The sequence below is a fragment of the Pseudoalteromonas ostreae genome (genome assembly GCF_018069805.1).
Taxonomy (GTDB): Bacteria; Pseudomonadota; Gammaproteobacteria; order Enterobacterales; family Alteromonadaceae; genus Pseudoalteromonas; species Pseudoalteromonas ostreae.
In genome coordinates this window covers 19,797-36,612 of the sequence record NZ_JAGPYN010000034.1, presented here as the reverse complement: position 1 = coordinate 36,612, position 16,816 = coordinate 19,797, and the positions used below count along the sequence as shown (strand labels likewise).

The following is a 16,816-nucleotide window of genomic DNA, read 5'->3' as shown; positions in this document are numbered from 1 at the left end:
GTTTGCGAGTTTGCGAGTTTGCGAGTTTGCGAGTTTGCGAGTTTGCGAGTTTGCGAGTTTTATCAGAATGAATTTTTAAACGCGGTAGTCAAGTACTTCGTCTCTTTACTTGTAGTGGCTCATATCTGATCTGACACTTTTATTTGCTGGTTTAGATACCATCTGACAGGCCGCTTCAGACAATTTGCGGACGTTCAACTTGTCTTTTAAATTCGAGCCTGTCAGCGATAGCTGTTCTTTTACCCATTTACGCTTTTTATTTCAGTATACCGAAGGGTCTTCCCCGTCCCACAACTTTAAATCAGCCAATATCTCAAAGGTTGCATAAGTAAAATCATTTACACTTAGTGACACCGAATTGCACATTCCAACAACAGACGTTTGGGTGTCTGGTCTTCGAATGTAGCTGGTGCCTGTTCCAACCCAACCACCGTTGTGGAAAAAATAGCGACCATCGGTATTTTGCCCATTGGCGTAGTACCATTTCCCCTCATCGCTCTCTGGCACATTCACATTTGGCTTATTCATTAGCGCAATTAACGCTTTAGGAGCTTTGCCCAACTTAGGATCATTAAAGTGATTATCCCATATCAGCATGTCATCTATGGTGCTGAATAAGCCTCCATCACCAATTGTGTGTAAAGCAGTCAAATGATTGCGTTGTTTTCCTGCTTCAGGCGAACGGTATCCGGATGCTCGGTTAGGAATAATCTCTTCGGCGCTATCTGAAAAAAACGTATGATTCATACCAAGGGGCTTAAATATACGCTTATTGGTGAATTCGCGTATCGTCAATCCACTTATTCGTTCAACTAATTTTGCCAGAATGATATACCCGTGATTACTGTATTCCATAGTGGTATCAGGTTTATGTACAAGCGGAAAGTCTTTAATAACAGAATAGTACTCTGAATTTGATACGAACTGTTCACTCCCAATAAAAAAGCCGCTTAAGGAAGACTCACGAAGTGTACTTAGGTGATCTTCAAAATTGCCCAAACCGCTGAAATGTCCGAGTAGTGAGTTGATGGAGATCTTTTTTCCATATTCTTTTAATTCTGGCAAATGCTGGCGAATATCGTCAGTGAGCGCGATGGCGCCATCATCAGCTAACAGCAAAACAGCGAAAGCTGTAAATTGCTTTGATACCGACGCCATTCTGAATACCGATTGACTACTGAGCGGTATTTGGTGTTCAACATTAGCTAGTCCATAGCTCTTTTTGAATATAAACTCTCTGTTCTGAATTATACCTATAGAACATCCAGGCCCATCTGGGCTAATGCTCTTTTCGGCAATAGCGTCCATTCTTTTTTCTAAAAGCATTATCTGATTATTTTGTGCAACAGCTTTACCTGAATTTAGTAGTAGGCCAATAGTGAGCGCCTGAACTAATCTGTGCATGAGTTATCCCTATCTAATTGTTTTCGTGTAAAAACGTTTGCTTTCCATGTGAACTGATATGTGAGATAAATTAGCATTTCAGATTTTTCGTATCACACTATCAATGTTTTCAGCTGTATAACTGTACACTGTATTTGTATGATAGAGAATGCGAAATATCCGCTTCACGTACACAAGAGACTGTCAGATTTGATATAACTCTACCTGTGAAAGTGTCAGGTTAAATGGCGACTAATCCACTTTACTCCCACTAACATTACCTGTACTAGCTCAGACTTTACCCTCGCTAGCTACCCCTCCCTAACAGCTCAGCTTTTACTTATCACTTTAATTAATCCGCCCAGCATTTTAGATAATTCGGTTGTTTCATTGATCCACTGAAATGCCGTATTCGAATCGATTTCTCCTATTTCCATAGATATATAAAGTTGAGACCTCAATTCACCACAACTGCCTTTGGCGTAATACAAAAAACGAACACAATCTTTCGAAGACATTCTTTCATAGCCTTCCGCTATATTCGATGATATTGACAAGCTAGAACGGGTTATTTGATCTTTTAAACCTCGCTCATGACTTGATTTAAAGTGTTTAAATACAGCTACTGATAGTGCCGCTGATCGTTTCCATACGTCTAGTCGCTCAAAATTCATAATATCAATTATTCAGTGTTTTATATATTTATAGTACAAAAAATCAAAAAACAACATTAAAGGTACAACTTTACCCTTGCTAACTTTACCCTTGCTAACTTTACCCTTGCTAACTTTACCCTTGCTAACTTTACCCTCGCTAGCTTTTCCCCATAAAAAAAGCCGCTTAGGGTTACTAAGCGGCTTTGGAGGTTAGTCTCACTGTATTTGGGCGTGTCTCCAAACGAGTGAATACGTTACCAAGGAACTTTTTGTTTATTACGCTTCGATTGACTCAAGCGCAATTTTAACCATTTCGTTAAAGGTGCTTTGACGCTCTTCACTTGGGGTTGCTTCACCGGTGATCACGTGGTCACTCACGGTAAATAATGCCATGGCTTTTGCGCCATATTCAGCAGCAACGCCGTATAAACCGGCTGTTTCCATATCTACCGCTAACATGCCTAGTTTATCAAGTTCTTGATAAAAGCTGTTATCGGCTTGATAAAAAGTGTCGGTGGTAAATACGTTACCCACTTTCGCTTTAATACCTAACTCTTTCGCAGCGTTAACGCCGTTTAATAGTAAATCAAAATCAGCAATTGCTGAGAAATCATAACCACGTACACGCGCACGATTTACATTTGAATCTGTGCTTGCGCCTTGTGCAAAAATAACGTCACGAATTTTAATGTCGCTACCAATACCACCACAAGTGCCGATACGAATAAGGTTTTTAACGCCATAGCTGACGATTAATTCGCGTGCGTAAATCGACATTGATGGAATGCCCATACCAGAACCCATGATGCTTACTGGTTTACCTTTATATGTACCAGTAAAACCATACATGTTACGAACACCGGTTACTTTTACAGCATCATCAAGAAAATTTTCAGCAATGTATTGCGCACGTAATGGATCACCCGGCATTAATACCGTTTGTGCAAAATCGCCATTATTTGCGTCAATATGTGGAGTACTCATTATTCGTTTCCTTTTACTTTTAGCGCGTTAAGCTTATCAATAAAGCCATCGCCATATTCAAGTGCAGGTAAGTTAAACCACTGGGCAAGTGTTTGACCTATGTCTGCAAAACTAGCACGTTCACCAAGCGGGGTATTTTCAAGCCCTACCTGATAAGCAAGTACAGGCACATATTCGCGGGTGTGCTCACTGCCCGGGAATGTTGGATCACAACCGTGATCCGCCGTAATAATTAGTACGTCGTCGGCTTTAAGCTGCTTAAGTATCGTTGGTAAGTAATCGTCCAACTGTTTAAGCGCTTTTGCATACCCAACAGGGTCGCGGCGATGACCAAATTTTTCATCAAAATCAACTAAGTTAGTAAATATCAAACTGTGATCTGGCGCTGATGCCATTACCTCAGTGGTTTTTGCTAACAAGTTTTGTAAGCCTGGGGCTTTGTGTTTTTGGGTAATACCTTGATGCGCATAGATGTCAGATATCTTCCCTATGCTAATCACTTCACCACCGTCATCTGCTAGTTTGTCTAGCAATGTTGGCGCTGGCGGTAACACCGAATAATCTCGACGATTGCCCGTTCTGGCAAAGTCTTGATTATTGGAACCCAAAAATGGCCGCGCAATCACTCGTCCTATGTTCATTTCATCAAGCAGCGCCCGTGTGATTTCGCAGACCTGATAAAGTTTTTCTAGACCGAAAGTTTGTTCATGCGCGGCTATTTGAAACACGCTATCAGCTGAGGTGTAACAGATTGGTTTACCTGTTTTTACGTGCTCTTCACCTAACTGTTCTAAAATCGTAGTACCCGAGGCATGGCAGTTGCCTAAAATCCCAGGGATACCGGTACGAGCAATCAGCTCGTCAATTAACTGTTGTGGAAAACTCGGTTGTGTTTTAGGGAAATATCCCCAATCGAATAACACCGGTACACCTGCCATTTCCCAATGACCTGATGGGGTATCTTTACCGCTAGAAAGCTCTTTAGCGTAACCCCAAGCAGCAATCGGTGTTTGGCGGTCACTAACAAGGCACGGTTCGTTGCCTGCAGCTTCACACGCATCAACTAAACCTAATAACGATAAGTTAGGTAGTGATAGTCGTTCGCCAGTTTCTTCAAAGTATGCTTTAAGCAAATGTGCAAAAGTGTTTGCGCCCACGTCGCCAAACTTGTCAGCGTCTGGTGCTGCACCTATGCCTAGGCTATCTGCCATTAATATAATTGCTCTTGCCATACTCACCTCGATTATCCAATGTAGCTACTTTATATTTTTGTGCTTTTTAACGTACAGGACATAAGTCCTGTTTCATAAAACCTAAACATTATAAATTTCACACCTTAAAGCGATGCAAGAGAGATTATTCGTGTCTTTTTTGCTATTGTGATCTACCAACAATATATCCTTCTGTGTGGATGAGAACTTTAGTGACACGAACAATAATAGCCATTGCTGGCGCTTCTGCGTCTGGCAAATCTCTTTTTAGCCAAACTATTTACAATGAATTGGTGAATGAGCTTGAACCAGGCGCAATCGCCGTGATCGAGGAAGATGCGTATTATAAAGACCAATCGCATTTGCCGTTTGATCATCGTACGCAAACGAACTACGACCACCCTGATGCGTTTGAACATGAGTTAATGTGTAAACATTTAACACAGTTACGTAATGGTGAAGAGGTAGAAGTACCTACCTATGATTATGCGCAGCATACTCGCAGTGACAAAACACGCACTGTGATGCCAGCAGAAATTCTCATAGTTGAAGGTATTTTGTTGCTTAGTGATAAAGCGCTACGTAAAGAATTTGATATCAAAGTGTTTATTGATACACCGCTTGATATTTGCCTAATGCGCCGTATGCAACGTGATATGGAGCAACGAGGCAGAACATTACAGTCCGTTGTTGAACAATATCAAGCTACTGTGAGACCAATGTTTTATCAGTTTATTGAGCCTTCAAAGCACAATGCTGATTTAGTGGTTACACGTGGTGGTATGAATCGTGTTGCGATTGATATAATTAAAAGTAAAATAAAATATTTACTACAAAAATAACAACGGGAATAAGCAAAAATGACAACATTTATGAGCTTAGTCGGCATGTGTATGCTGCTAGGCATTGCATTTGCGGCTTCGACAAATCGCAAAGCAATTAGTTTAAGAACTGTCGGTATCGCTTTTGCCCTACAATTTATAATTGGTGGTTTTGTCCTGTTTTCAGAAGCAGGTAAAAATGCATTAGTTGGCATGTCAAAAGCCGTATCATCAGTGATCGGTTTTGCTAATGATGGGATCAGCTTTTTATTTGGGCCATTAGCAAATCAGGATACGTTAGGGTTTATTTTTGCTATTCAAGTATTGCCCGTTATTGTGTTTTTCTCAGCATTAGTCGCTGTGTTATATCACTTAGGCATTATGGATTGGATAATCAGAATATTAGGCGGTGGGTTACAAAAACTGTTAAAAACCTCACGCACCGAGTCGCTTTCAGCAACCGCAAACATTTTTGTTGGTCAAACTGAAGCACCGCTGATTGTTAAACCTTTTATTGCAACGATGACTAAGTCAGAGTTATTTGCCGTGATGGTAGGTGGTTTAGCAACGGTAGCAGGCTCGGTAATGGCCGGTTACGTGATTATTGGTGTAGAGCTTAAGTATTTAATTGCAGCCAGCTTCATGGCAGCACCGGGTGGGTTTTTAATGGCCAAGATGATTGTGCCAGAGACCGAAACTCCTAAAGATACATTAGCTGATTTAGAGCTTGACGAAGACAAGCCAGTTAACGTCATTGATGCAGCAGCATCTGGTGCTGCAAACGGCATGCACTTAGCCTTGAACGTAGGCGCAATGTTACTGGCATTTGTAGCTTTAATTGCGCTGCTAAACGGTTTATTAGGTGGTATTGGTGGTTGGTTTGATTATCCAACCCTAACACTACAAGAAATTTTAGGTTATATATTTGCGCCGGTAGCCTGGTTACTAGGTGTACCGTGGAGTGAAGCAATTATAGCTGGTAGCTTTATTGGTCAAAAATTAGTAGTAAACGAGTTTGTTGCTTATTTAGACTTTATGAATTATCGCGATACGTTAAGTGCGCACACACAAGCGATTGTCACATTCGCGTTATGTGGGTTTGCTAACTTATCATCGATAGCCATTTTACTAGGTGGATTAGGCGGTATGGCGCCTAGTCGGCGAAAGGATATCGCACGCTTAGGGCTCAGAGCAGTGTTAGCAGGATCTATGGCTAACCTTATGAGCGCCGCAATTGCAGGTTTTTTCCTCTCGCTAGCTTAGAAACTTTGAGATGAGCCTTGGTTGCAAAACAATAAGATAAGCCTTTAAGGGGTTAAAGACTTATCTTACTTGAACGATACTTCACAAAGGGCCTTTATGGCCCTTTTATCGTTTTTAATTCACCGTTTACTTTCATAATACTTTCCTCGTTATTGCTATACTCAAAGTTCTACCTATCGCCAAAAAGTGAAATGAATGCAGCTATTTATTAACCTACTACTTCTTTGTATCAGTGTTCAAAGCATTGCCCATCAAAACTTAATGGTTGTGACCGAGTTGTCGCCGCCAAATCAAGTTTTGCTTAATAATCAGGTAACTGGTTATAGTACTGAATTAGTAAATATGATTATTTTAGAGGCTAAGCTTAATGCCCCTATCAGCATGTACCCTTGGGCCCGTGCTTATAAAATGGCGGTTAATAATAGCAATACCCTAATCTACAGTATGGCACGTACAACAGAGCGCGAAACACTATTCCATTGGATAGGACCAGTAGCACAGTTTGAAATGGGCTTTGTAAAACTCTCTGAGCGCAGCGATATTAACTTTAATGAAACAGATCAGGCCAAGCAATATAAAATTGCCGTACAGCGCCATGACCTTGCATCGCAAGTATTAATAAAACGTGGTTTCGAAGTATTGTTGACGACTGATATTCAAAAATCATATCAGTTATTACTGGCCAGAAAGGTTGATCTGGTGGTCGACGATGCGAATTATCTAGCATCAATGAGTGAGCAGCTAGCGATCAACACTAACACCCTGACGTTCGTGCATGCCATAGAAGGGCTGTCGGTAGCAGGTTACTTAGCCGCAAATATAAATACTGATGGCGATGTAGTGAAAGCATTACAACGAGCATTTTTAAAGGTTAAAAATACTGACAAATACCGTCAATTAATAACAGCTAATTAATTACTTTACATAACGATGTCGATAAGCATCTAAGTTATCAACCGCTTTAAGTTTTTCTAATTGTTTATTGAAGCGCTCAACTATCTCAATAGGCATCTCTTTATTAAATGCTAAGTAGTTACCCTGTAATGTATTTACTGGCAGTTCAACTAATTTGACGACTTCTTTACCGCCATGACCAAATTGCTGTAATTGGTAATCTAAAGAAAGTTCTGAACCGAGAATTAAGTCGATTCTGTTTTTAAAAAATAGGTTTATATACTCATAATGGTGAGCTACTTTCAATAGGTTCTTATCTTGTTTAAAACCAACACTCTCCACTAACTCCGTATAAATATCCTCTCTGACGACCCCTAAAGTATATGCACTAACTTGAGTAATATCAGTTGGATTAATATGTTTATTACTACGAAGGCGATAAAAAAATGTACGCGAAGAAACCAACGGGCCTACCCAATAAAAAAGCTCTTCTCGCTCAGCACTGCGAGCGGTTGATACTAGCCCAGAGAGCGTATTTTTTTGCACTAAATCGTATGCGCGCGCCCAAGGTAACAGCTCAAATTTGCATTCCACTTGCGCAAGCTCACACAGCGTACGCACAATATCTAAATTAATCCCTTGCAGCTGCCCTTTATTCGAAAAATTATAAGGAGGAAACTGTTCAGTAAAAATAGTAACTATTGGCTTTGCAGTGCAAGTAAATGAAAAGCCAAGGCTAAATGCTAGGATAAGTAGTCGGTAGATCATCTATCTCAATTACAGAATAACAATAATAGATAAAGAATAGAAAGAGGAGCAAGTTACGTCAATTTTCAAACACAAAAAAGCAAGCCTAAGCTTGCTTTTTTTATTCTACCTAAAAGGTAAAATTAAACTGGAGTGATATTCTCAGCTTGTGGACCTTTTTGACCTTGTGAAAGAGTGAACTCTACACGTTGGCCTTCAGCTAAAGTTTTGAAACCTTCGCTTTTGATTGCTGAGAAATGTGCGAAAACGTCTGGGCCATTTTCTTGCTCAATGAAACCAAAACCTTTAGACTCGTTGAACCACTTAACTGTACCTGATACGATGTTAGACATTGTAATATCCTGATATAAAAATAAAATAATTGCTCTAATGAGCGGTGTAGCAAAAAATGAGATGGTACTTTAAAAACTTCAGGACGGTACTACAAGTATTACTTATACAACATCGAAATGGAGATTTATAGCTTTCATGCTTTCTTTCTAGCTGCAGCAAACTATACAGGGTTAATAAGTTATGTCAACCCCTTTATTAATATATAAATACTCAGCCATGATCCAACATGTAGTAAATTCAAAACTAAAAAAACAGCACGCAGCGGCAACATGTGTTTTTATAATGGTTTATAAATACGACCAATAAAAAAGCCCTTGCAGCTAACTGCAAGGGCTTTTTTAATTGTTACTATAGGAGCTACGTTTAGGAGCTACGTTTAGGAGCTACGTTATCACATGCGACAGCATCGCCACCAATTACTACAGAAGATTGGCGTTGTTACATTGTTAAATGTAAGGTTATCAATCCACCATCCTAAATCACCAACAGCGCCATCTGATGAAAGGCGAAAGCGTAGTTTTGCTCTATTACCATTGAGTTCACTACCAAAATTAATTGTTTCGTAGTTACCGTATACGTTATCCTGATTGATGTTGTTACCTGTAAACGTATCACGCTCTTGGATAGCTTGGGAGTCATTCTCAATTAGCGGACCATCGTAACCACGATTAAATGTACCACCCATTTCAGTCACATCAACCCTGCTACCATCATTGACGCTAATTTCAACAACACCACCATCCCACTCGTTTTCAATACGATAAAAATGCCAAAATGACACCTCAAAGTCACCTGCAAAGCCAATATCAAATCCTTTAGTTTCTATCGCTACATCTGATTGGAAATCGTTGTTCTGCAAGAACATCGTTTGCTCACCAAGTTCAAAACCAAAGCTGTTGAAAAAGGCAACATTATCATCAGCTGCCATACTTTGTGTACCTTTAGCTAAATCACCACCGATCATTACATTTTCTTTTAGATCAAATAATGATGCTCTCGCTACTTCCATGTTATCCATAGTTTGCGCGCCGACTGGCTGTTTGTCTTCAAAAGCCATGTTGACCGAATAAGTAACTTTTTCAGTGGCCGCTTCAACAATTTCATCGTCAGCAGATAACTCTGGGAATGATACTTCAATTTCTAAGTTTTCAGCTGTACCTGATTCATTCAAGGTAAACTTAAGGGGTGAACTCGTTGCAGTCGAAAATGGCATTGTGTCAGCAAATGTAACTAAACCATCATTTTCAAATGTCACATCATGATCACTGACCACAGTCAGTTGAGCTTGCGTACCAGTAAGCATTTTACTACCTGTATTTGTAATACTCACCGTTAATATGGCCGTTTCACCTTTATCGACAATACCGTCATTTGAACAAAAGCCTAGTTCTGCACCATTGTAGTTTGCATCAATAGCCACCTCTTTGAGGTTAAAGCTAGCCAGTTCCATCTTGTCAGATTCTACAACGCCCGTTAAATCGTCACTGAAACGATCTGGCGCTACAGCACCTAAACCCATGCCGCGTTTAGCAAATGCACCTAAAATTAGCTCATAATCTTTGGTATCAGCAGCGTATGCCGCCGCTAATATCGCATCACGTGCTTCAGTATATAAAGGCGCAATTGCTGTTAGTTTATAGCCTGCAACAAGGTAGTTAGCCATGCGATTTTGTGCTTCTTCAAAACCATGTTCATTAATTAATGCTACATAACTTTCCCAAAGCATAGTCGCCCAAATTTCACCCGCAGCATGTGGAGAGGCTACACTTGTTGGTGAAATGCCTACATCTGCACCTGCATTTTCAGTAATGTGACGGAATGAAAGCGGATTAACTTCTTTATTTGTAGAGTATGGTACACAACGAATACCATAGTAGAAGTCTTCAACAAACGTACCACTGCCGTATGCTTTTTGGAACTTGTCGTTACCTGTGATGTTGATGTCATCAGCTTTAGCAATAAACATCAGGGAGTGGAAATCACCCCAGCCTTCACCCATTGCACGGCCTTAGAAGTTAATTAGACCCGCAGAGTTACCAACTAAACGGTTACTAATATAGTGGCCCCATTCATGAGCAATAATACCGTTATCAAGTGTGCCATCTTTTAACTTGGCATTATTGAACATATTAACAGTAACTGTATTTCCAGCTCTTATGGAGTCATACATCAGGTGACCATCAGCAAAGTTAAGACCCATATTAGGAATTAACACCGCATCATCTTCACCGCCCATAGCCGCAGGCTCATCAGTGTCTGGAACGTTGTTTACAACAATTGCGCCGATTGCTCCAACTTCTTGAGCATGTAAAACTTTTGCTGTGAAGTTACACGAACCACGATCAATTAGGGCAATTTTTCCAGCTAACTCTGCGCCATTAGTTGCAGGCTCACAGCCATCGAAAACGCTACCTGAATCAGTGTCATTACCATCAACTAAACGTACAACGTCAGCAAATTGGAATTGCCCAAAGCCCGAGACTTTAGAAGACTCAAGAACTCCAACAGTTGCGTCAGAGGTTACAACCACACCAAAGTCTGTGCCTACTTTTGCATCCGCGGGCTTGCACCATCAGCTGGTGTTGACATATTAGCGTTATTTAAACCGCTATTATCTTGTGCTTGTGCTTCAATTGGGTCACCTTCAACACCACCGCGTTCATAGTTAGAAAGCTGAGCTACGTTCGACGTTTCATCAAAACCATGGTCATAAAAGAAATCATGCAAAAAGTTGTTCATGTAGAACAAGTTAACAATTGCCGCCTTACGGTTATCGTAGCTGTTTGCGACTTGATCAACTTGATAGGGGTAATCAAATGTAAAATCTGAGGTTGTTTCAGCAGTGAAGTCACCTTCAGTGAAACCTTGTGGTGCTATAACGTCGGCATATGCAAATACGTTATTACCAGATGTAGTTGTAGCATCATCAGTAAGCCATGGATCCATGGTGCTTAACTTACTGTAATAAGAAAGGCTAACTATCGGTGCATCAAGGATTTCGGTTTCATCTGTTTGATCAGAACATCGCCATGAGGCCCTTCCCATGGGTAACCATCTGCATCAGCCCATACACGGTAGTTAAAATCAGCAGCATGCGATTTTAAATCTTTTTTGAAATATACTTTGCTGTTTTTGCACCAATAACATAGCTGAAGCAATCACTTTCTAAACTGTTCTTATCTGCGACTTCAACATAATAAGCTGATTCAAGTTGACCATTAACCTCAAAGAATACTTTTTTAGCGCGCGGCTGGCCAAGTACAACTTTATCACCACTTTGATTAGTTACAGTGTATTTAACGTAATCGCCTTGTTCAGTTGATTTTGTAAGGAATACATTAATATCTGCTAGCTTTTTAATCGCTTGTTTAATGCTCTGCTCAGCACCAACAAAATCAGCTAATGGTGCTAATGAACGTTTAGTATTTGCACTTGTGTTAGCAAAATAGCCTGATCCTGCCACCAAGTTATGTTCCTTATCCATGATAAGGTTATATTCACGATTAAAAACTTCAACGCCATGAACTTGTTGTTTATATTTAGCCGTTACAGAACCACTTTTTTGTTTAGATAAATCAGCAATAACTGCGTTTGACGTCCCTTTTTTACTAGCACTGAAACCGGTTAAAGCATTTAAATAAAAATCTGCAGCGTATGCATTTCTTTGTTCGGGTAAAACAACTGACATATTAGGTTTTGCTTGACCAACGGCTTGCCAAAGAAAGGTAAATGTAAGCAAAGGTAAGTAAGGGGAATTTCAAACATGCAAAATAATATTAAATTACAACTGTTTATAATTACAATCACACTAATGAGTGGATGTAAAAAAAATGAACCGCCAACTGGTAGTACCAAAAATAACATCAATGCTAGTGATGAAAAAGCTCAAGAAGTAGCTTTAAAAACTTCACAAAAACTAAAGAATGTAGAAACAACACTTTTAGTTAGCAATTCAATTAATAATAACGGGGAAAAGATTAGCTATAAAACGGATAAATTGCTCAAAGGAACAACTGTCCATAATCACGCGACATCGGAACAAGGAATTGTCACTGGAGGCGTGTTTATTACCTTGAAAAGCGATGATATTCCGCTAGCACTCAAAAGTACGTACAACACAAAAAAATTACCAAGCACACCTATCAATTCCTAGTCGATAAAAATACCGACTTGAAATCAACAATAAGTGATTTAAAGCAATATACCGTTATTGATACTATTGAAATGGCAATTAATTATTCACCCATTGAGGAGCAGTTTTAATTACTCGACCACAAAGTCAAAATAGGTATTCGGGTAGGCTTGCGGCTGATAGGTAAAGTGCCACCACTCCATTGTGTAAGGTGAAAATCCAGCGGCAAGCATAAGATTTTTCAGTTTATACCTATTCGCTTGTTGTTCGTGCGTTATACGCGGGTCGTCAGTATTTGAAATGGTATCGAACATATCAAACAGTGAGCCCATATTTAGTGCTTTTCCTTGACTATCAGTTAAAGTTAAATCAATTGTTGAACCACGGCTGTGGCCTGATTTAGCTGCGATATAATCACCGAGTAACTGGTCTTTTCCTAAATTAGGATAATAAGCGGCTTTAGTTTTTGTGTCAGTTTCGTCGTTAACCCAACGCACAAAGTGGTCAACGGCACGTTGTGGCCGATAACAATCATAGATTTTAAAATTATAACCAGCTTGCTCCGCCTGAGAATGCGCTTTTACCAGCGCTGCGGCTGCCGTTTTATGTAATAAGCATTTAGGTGCGTTATAACCTTCGATTGGTTTACCGACAAAGTTTTGCCCACTAAAATAGCGGATATCAAATAATGCCGTCGGTATTAAGGTTGCAACATCAACAAACTCACTGCGATGGCTTTGAGTTGAGTCGGAATATGTAGCGTTAGCGTCATGGGCAATTGCTGTACTGCTTAAAGCATACACTCCAAGCAGTGATATTAGTTTAAAACTGATATTTAACAACATTTTAGTAGCCTATAACATTAAAAACAGGCTAGTAATATTGCATAGTTAAAAGCCATTGCCAATAAATTATTGCTGTTCGACAAACTCAGATTGGATAAACAGAGAATCGATAATACACCGATTACGGCCCGTTTTTTTCGCTTTGTATAAAACCTGATCCGCTTGTTTGAGTATCTCTTCATTAACGCGCTTAAAAAATCAATCTCGATAGCAAGCACAGTGAAAGGCGTTTGCTGTAAGTTAATTGATCTAACATGAGCTCCAAGTACGTCGGTTATGTAAGCCCCTAAGTGGACCTGTTTGTGCTTCATGCTGTAATAGACCAATCTAGTTTTGTAATAAAGCGACTCCTTTTAGCATAGCTAAACGCAGTTCAGAGCTTTCATAAAACACTACATAAGGAGTTTTTAGCTAAAAGCGATTAATTGCAGGCTTGTTTTTAGCTATGCGTTGCTATTTTTACTTGACTCACTTTATCTAATAAATACAGCACAGATTGGTAGTTAATACCACTGTACTGAGTTAAGCCAATTTCACAACTGCGGCTATTAGAAATACCGCTACTGCAATTTTGAGGCACTTGGTTACGCAGCGTTTTTAATGCATTAGCATTTAGCTCTGGCAAGTTAAAGCCCTTATCGCCGGCAAAGCCACAACATTCAATATCAGCCGGAATAATCACTTCGTTACTGCATGCTTTAGCTACGGCAACAAGTTGTTGTTCACTGCCACGGCGTTTGCTACTACAGGTAACATGTAACATAACCGGCTCTGGTTGGGCTGTGATGGTCAGCTTAGGCAATAAATATTGATAAGCAAACTCAGCGCTTTCGAGTACTGTTAAACCGCGCTGTTGCGCGGCTTCATTGCTTGTTAATGCACATGGACTGGCGTCAAAAATAATCGGGTAACGACCATTTTCAGACACCTGCTGCGCGATATCGAGTAACTGATCAGCTTTACTTTTTGCCTGTTCAGGTAAACCTTTACTTGCAAAGGGCATGCCACAACATAGCTCATTGATTTGCATCGGCAGTAACAGTTCAATTCCCGCTTTAGTCGCGAGGCTATGCATAACTTGCATAATTGAGCGGCGATCATCCGCTTGCTCATCGGCTGCAAACACCCTACTGGCACAACTGGGAAGATAAACCACTTTATCAGGCTGTTGTGCGTGTACTATGCGGTGATTAATTGGCTGCTCCCCCCTTGGCCACGCTGAATAATACAGTGGGGTGCCAATCAGCTTATTAGTAGGTTTGGTTAAATTACGCAGTGCCTGTGCACCAATGATGTTTCGCACCATCGCCATACTGGTTAAACCAAAGCGTGCTGTATTTGCTAATACCGCAAAATGTTTGACCGCAAAACTGGCTATGCGCGGCGCCACTTTTGCATTGCGTTGCTTTTTTGCCCTCAGGGATTTTATAAATTCACCGGTGTTAATACCGACGGGGCATTTCATGCCACACAGCCCGGTTGCTGCACAGCTATCAATACCTAAATATTGAAAATCTTTTTCGATACTGCTGAGCTGACGATTAATGTGCTGTTTTTCGCTAATATCACCGGTGTTACTAAGTTGATTAACCAATTCAGTGCGACGTCGCCACAGCGTAATACGTTGGCGCGGCGTTAAAGTGAGTCCTTTTGATGGGCATACGGTTTCACAAAAACCACACTCAATACATTTATCGATTATATCGTCGCTGCTAGGCATGGTTTTTAAATGTTGAATATGGCAGTTTTCATCTGTATTGATGATCACTCCTGGGTTTAAAATGTAATCTTTATCAAACAATTGCTTAATACGCTGCATTACAGCGAAGCCATCAGTGCCCCATTCAGTTGCCACAAACGGCGCCATATTTCGCCCAGTACCATGCTCAGCTTTTAATGAACCATTAAGTTCAACCGCCACCAGTTGCGACACGTCTCGCATAAATTGCTCATAACGCGCTACTTGCGCTGGTGTATCGAACGCTTGGGTAAATACAAAATGCAAATTACCCGCTAAGGCATGGCCAAAAATAATCGCTTCATCGTAACTGTATTTATCAAATAATTGATGCAGATCTTTAACACCCTGAGCTAATACATCCAGCTCAAAAGCCACGTCTTCAATGATCACAGTGGTGCCATTTTCGCGCACTGCACCGACTGCCGGGAACGTACCTTTACGAATATTCCATAATGATGCATTGCGCTTAGCATCTGTTGAAAACGCCATAATCGCTAATTGATGGGCGCTAAAATGTGCGACAAGCTGATCCACTTGTTGTTGTAAACTAACTAATTTTGTTGCGTCTTCTGCACGTACTTCGATTAATAATGCTGCACTATCTGCTGGGTAGTTATGAACATCTTTAGGCATGATGTCATGCTGCGCGACGCACAGGAGCGAGCGCTTATCCAATAACTCAACCGCCGCTACATCAAGCGTTGCGAGCTGCTTTACTAATTCACAGACTTGGCTTATATCATCAAAAATAATAAACGCTGAGCTTTTATGAGCATGATCAATCACCGTGTGGTAAGTAATATCAGCAATAAACCCCAGCGTACCTTCAGAGCCAATCATTAAATGCTTAATGATCTCAATCGGATCAGTGTAATCAATTAGCGCGTTTAAACCATAACCCGTGGTATTTTTTAAGCGGTATTTATGAGCAATACGCTGTGCCAACTCAGGATTATTTGTAACCTGCTGGGCAAGCGCAGTGATATCATTGATAAACGGTTGATGGCTATCTAGAAATTCAGAACGGCTTTGCTCACTGCGTGTATCAAGCACTGTACCGTCAGCGAAGATTAAGGTCATGTCCTTTACTGTATGGTAACTATTTTGTGCCACGCCACAGCACATACCTGATGAATTGTTGGCTGCCATACCAGCGATTTTACAACTATTGATTGAAGCGGGATCAGGGCCAATTTTACGGCCAAAAGGCGCTAGTACGGCATTGGCATGAGCACCAATAATAGCTGGCTCTAACCGAATGGCAGCGCCGTTATCTTCAATTTGATAACCAGACCAGCAATCACTAAGCAGTACTAATACAGAATCTGTAATTGCTTGGCCTGATAGGCTAGTACCGGCGGCACGAAAAGTAATGGCAACTTTATATGTTGCTGCGGCACTGATGACCTGTTGCGCTTGTTGCTGATCAGCAACCAGTACTATTAATTGCGGCACTAAACGATAAAAGCTGGCATCAGTGCCAAAAGCATAGCGCCTAGGGTAATCTTCAATAAACGCCGAGGCAGGCAGCTTATCACTGAGTTGTTGTTGAAATAGTGTCAGTGCTGTTGCCATTATTTGCCCCTATGCGTGCTGTTAATTTACTCGCTTGGCGACCCACCAAGCATTATGGAATATATTATTACTTGAAATAAGAGCGAATTACTATTAATAAAAGCTCGTCCAATATTATTTTTTCATCTAAATAACTATTAACTCATAATATTTATGTAACGTTCAAGCAAGCATGTGATTCATCGGTGGTTTTTGCAGTTCTGCAAAAAA

The 16,816-nt window shown here is 40.5% G+C and carries 16 protein-coding genes; 4 read left to right on the top strand and 12 right to left on the bottom strand.

Annotated elements, in window-relative coordinates:
- Positions 1–261: 261 nt before the first annotated feature.
- The 4 genes from J7338_RS19230 to J7338_RS19215 all read right to left on the bottom strand — a co-directional run bounded on the left by J7338_RS19230 (position 262) and on the right by J7338_RS19215 (position 4,255).
- Positions 262–1,404: a serine hydrolase domain-containing protein gene (locus J7338_RS19230; RefSeq protein WP_210798590.1), complete on the bottom strand. Its 1,143-nt coding sequence runs from the start codon at positions 1,402–1,404 to the stop codon at positions 262–264.
- Positions 1,405–1,712: 308 nt separating this feature from the next.
- Complete coding sequence (locus tag J7338_RS19225; protein ID WP_149980369.1) at positions 1,713–2,057, bottom strand: four helix bundle protein; 345 nt, start codon at positions 2,055–2,057, stop codon at positions 1,713–1,715.
- Positions 2,058–2,315: 258 nt separating this feature from the next.
- Positions 2,316–3,023 (bottom strand): purine-nucleoside phosphorylase, encoded by a 708-nt coding sequence (deoD, locus tag J7338_RS19220; protein WP_182797661.1) that lies wholly within the window; start codon positions 3,021–3,023, stop codon positions 2,316–2,318.
- Complete coding sequence (locus tag J7338_RS19215; RefSeq protein ID WP_210798589.1) at positions 3,023–4,255, bottom strand: phosphopentomutase; 1,233 nt, start codon at positions 4,253–4,255, stop codon at positions 3,023–3,025. The genes deoD and J7338_RS19215 overlap by 1 nt, the downstream gene beginning before the upstream one ends.
- A 191-nt stretch (positions 4,256–4,446) precedes the next feature.
- On the opposite strand from J7338_RS19215, the gene udk reads away from it, so the two are divergent.
- The 3 genes from udk (at position 4,447) to J7338_RS19200 (ending at position 7,233) form a co-directional block, all read left to right on the top strand.
- Positions 4,447–5,076 carry a uridine kinase gene (gene udk / locus J7338_RS19210; RefSeq protein ID WP_210798588.1) on the top strand — a complete coding sequence of 210 codons (630 nt, stop codon included), beginning with the start codon at positions 4,447–4,449 and terminating at the stop codon, positions 5,074–5,076.
- A gap of 18 nt (positions 5,077–5,094) precedes the next feature.
- Positions 5,095–6,318: a NupC/NupG family nucleoside CNT transporter gene (locus tag J7338_RS19205; RefSeq protein WP_210798587.1), complete on the top strand. Its 1,224-nt coding sequence runs from the start codon at positions 5,095–5,097 to the stop codon at positions 6,316–6,318.
- 195 nt (positions 6,319–6,513) lie between these two features.
- Complete coding sequence (locus J7338_RS19200) at positions 6,514–7,233, top strand: substrate-binding periplasmic protein (RefSeq protein WP_210798586.1); 720 nt, start codon at positions 6,514–6,516, stop codon at positions 7,231–7,233.
- Here the strand turns inward: J7338_RS19200 and J7338_RS19195 are convergent, their stop codons facing one another.
- The 6 genes from J7338_RS19195 to J7338_RS20870 form a co-directional block, all read right to left on the bottom strand.
- Positions 7,234–7,980, bottom strand: a complete 747-nt coding sequence (locus J7338_RS19195) for a substrate-binding periplasmic protein (RefSeq protein ID WP_210798585.1) — start codon at positions 7,978–7,980, stop codon at positions 7,234–7,236.
- Positions 7,981–8,102: 122 nt separating this feature from the next.
- Entirely contained in the window at positions 8,103–8,312 is a 210-nt protein-coding gene (locus tag J7338_RS19190; RefSeq protein WP_016706454.1) for a cold-shock protein, read from the bottom strand.
- Positions 8,313–8,704: 392 nt separating this feature from the next.
- Complete coding sequence (locus J7338_RS20880) at positions 8,705–10,312, bottom strand: M36 family metallopeptidase (protein WP_267459594.1); 1,608 nt, start codon at positions 10,310–10,312, stop codon at positions 8,705–8,707.
- Between the two features lie 9 nt (positions 10,313–10,321).
- Entirely contained in the window at positions 10,322–10,843 is a 522-nt protein-coding gene (locus J7338_RS21065) for a PA domain-containing protein (RefSeq protein WP_275074588.1), read from the bottom strand.
- A gap of 14 nt (positions 10,844–10,857) precedes the next feature.
- Positions 10,858–11,358, bottom strand: coding sequence for a M36 family metallopeptidase (locus J7338_RS20875; RefSeq protein ID WP_228733034.1), 501 nt, complete (start codon positions 11,356–11,358; stop codon positions 10,858–10,860).
- A gap of 55 nt (positions 11,359–11,413) precedes the next feature.
- On the bottom strand, positions 11,414–12,001 hold the full coding sequence (locus tag J7338_RS20870; RefSeq protein WP_228733033.1) for a hypothetical protein: 588 nt from the start codon (positions 11,999–12,001) through the stop codon (positions 11,414–11,416).
- A 75-nt stretch (positions 12,002–12,076) separates the two neighbouring features.
- Here J7338_RS20870 and J7338_RS19180 point away from each other — a divergent pair, with 75 nt between their 5' ends.
- Entirely contained in the window at positions 12,077–12,466 is a 390-nt protein-coding gene (locus J7338_RS19180) for a hypothetical protein (protein ID WP_210798584.1), read from the top strand.
- A 110-nt stretch (positions 12,467–12,576) separates the two neighbouring features.
- Here the strand turns inward: J7338_RS19180 and J7338_RS19175 are convergent, their stop codons facing one another.
- Complete coding sequence (locus tag J7338_RS19175) at positions 12,577–13,290, bottom strand: M15 family metallopeptidase (protein ID WP_210798583.1); 714 nt, start codon at positions 13,288–13,290, stop codon at positions 12,577–12,579.
- 439 nt (positions 13,291–13,729) lie between these two features.
- A complete protein-coding gene (locus tag J7338_RS19170) occupies positions 13,730–16,606 on the bottom strand; it encodes an FAD-binding and (Fe-S)-binding domain-containing protein (RefSeq protein WP_210798582.1) in 2,877 nt (958 codons plus the stop codon).
- Between the last annotated feature and the right edge of the window lie 210 nt (positions 16,607–16,816).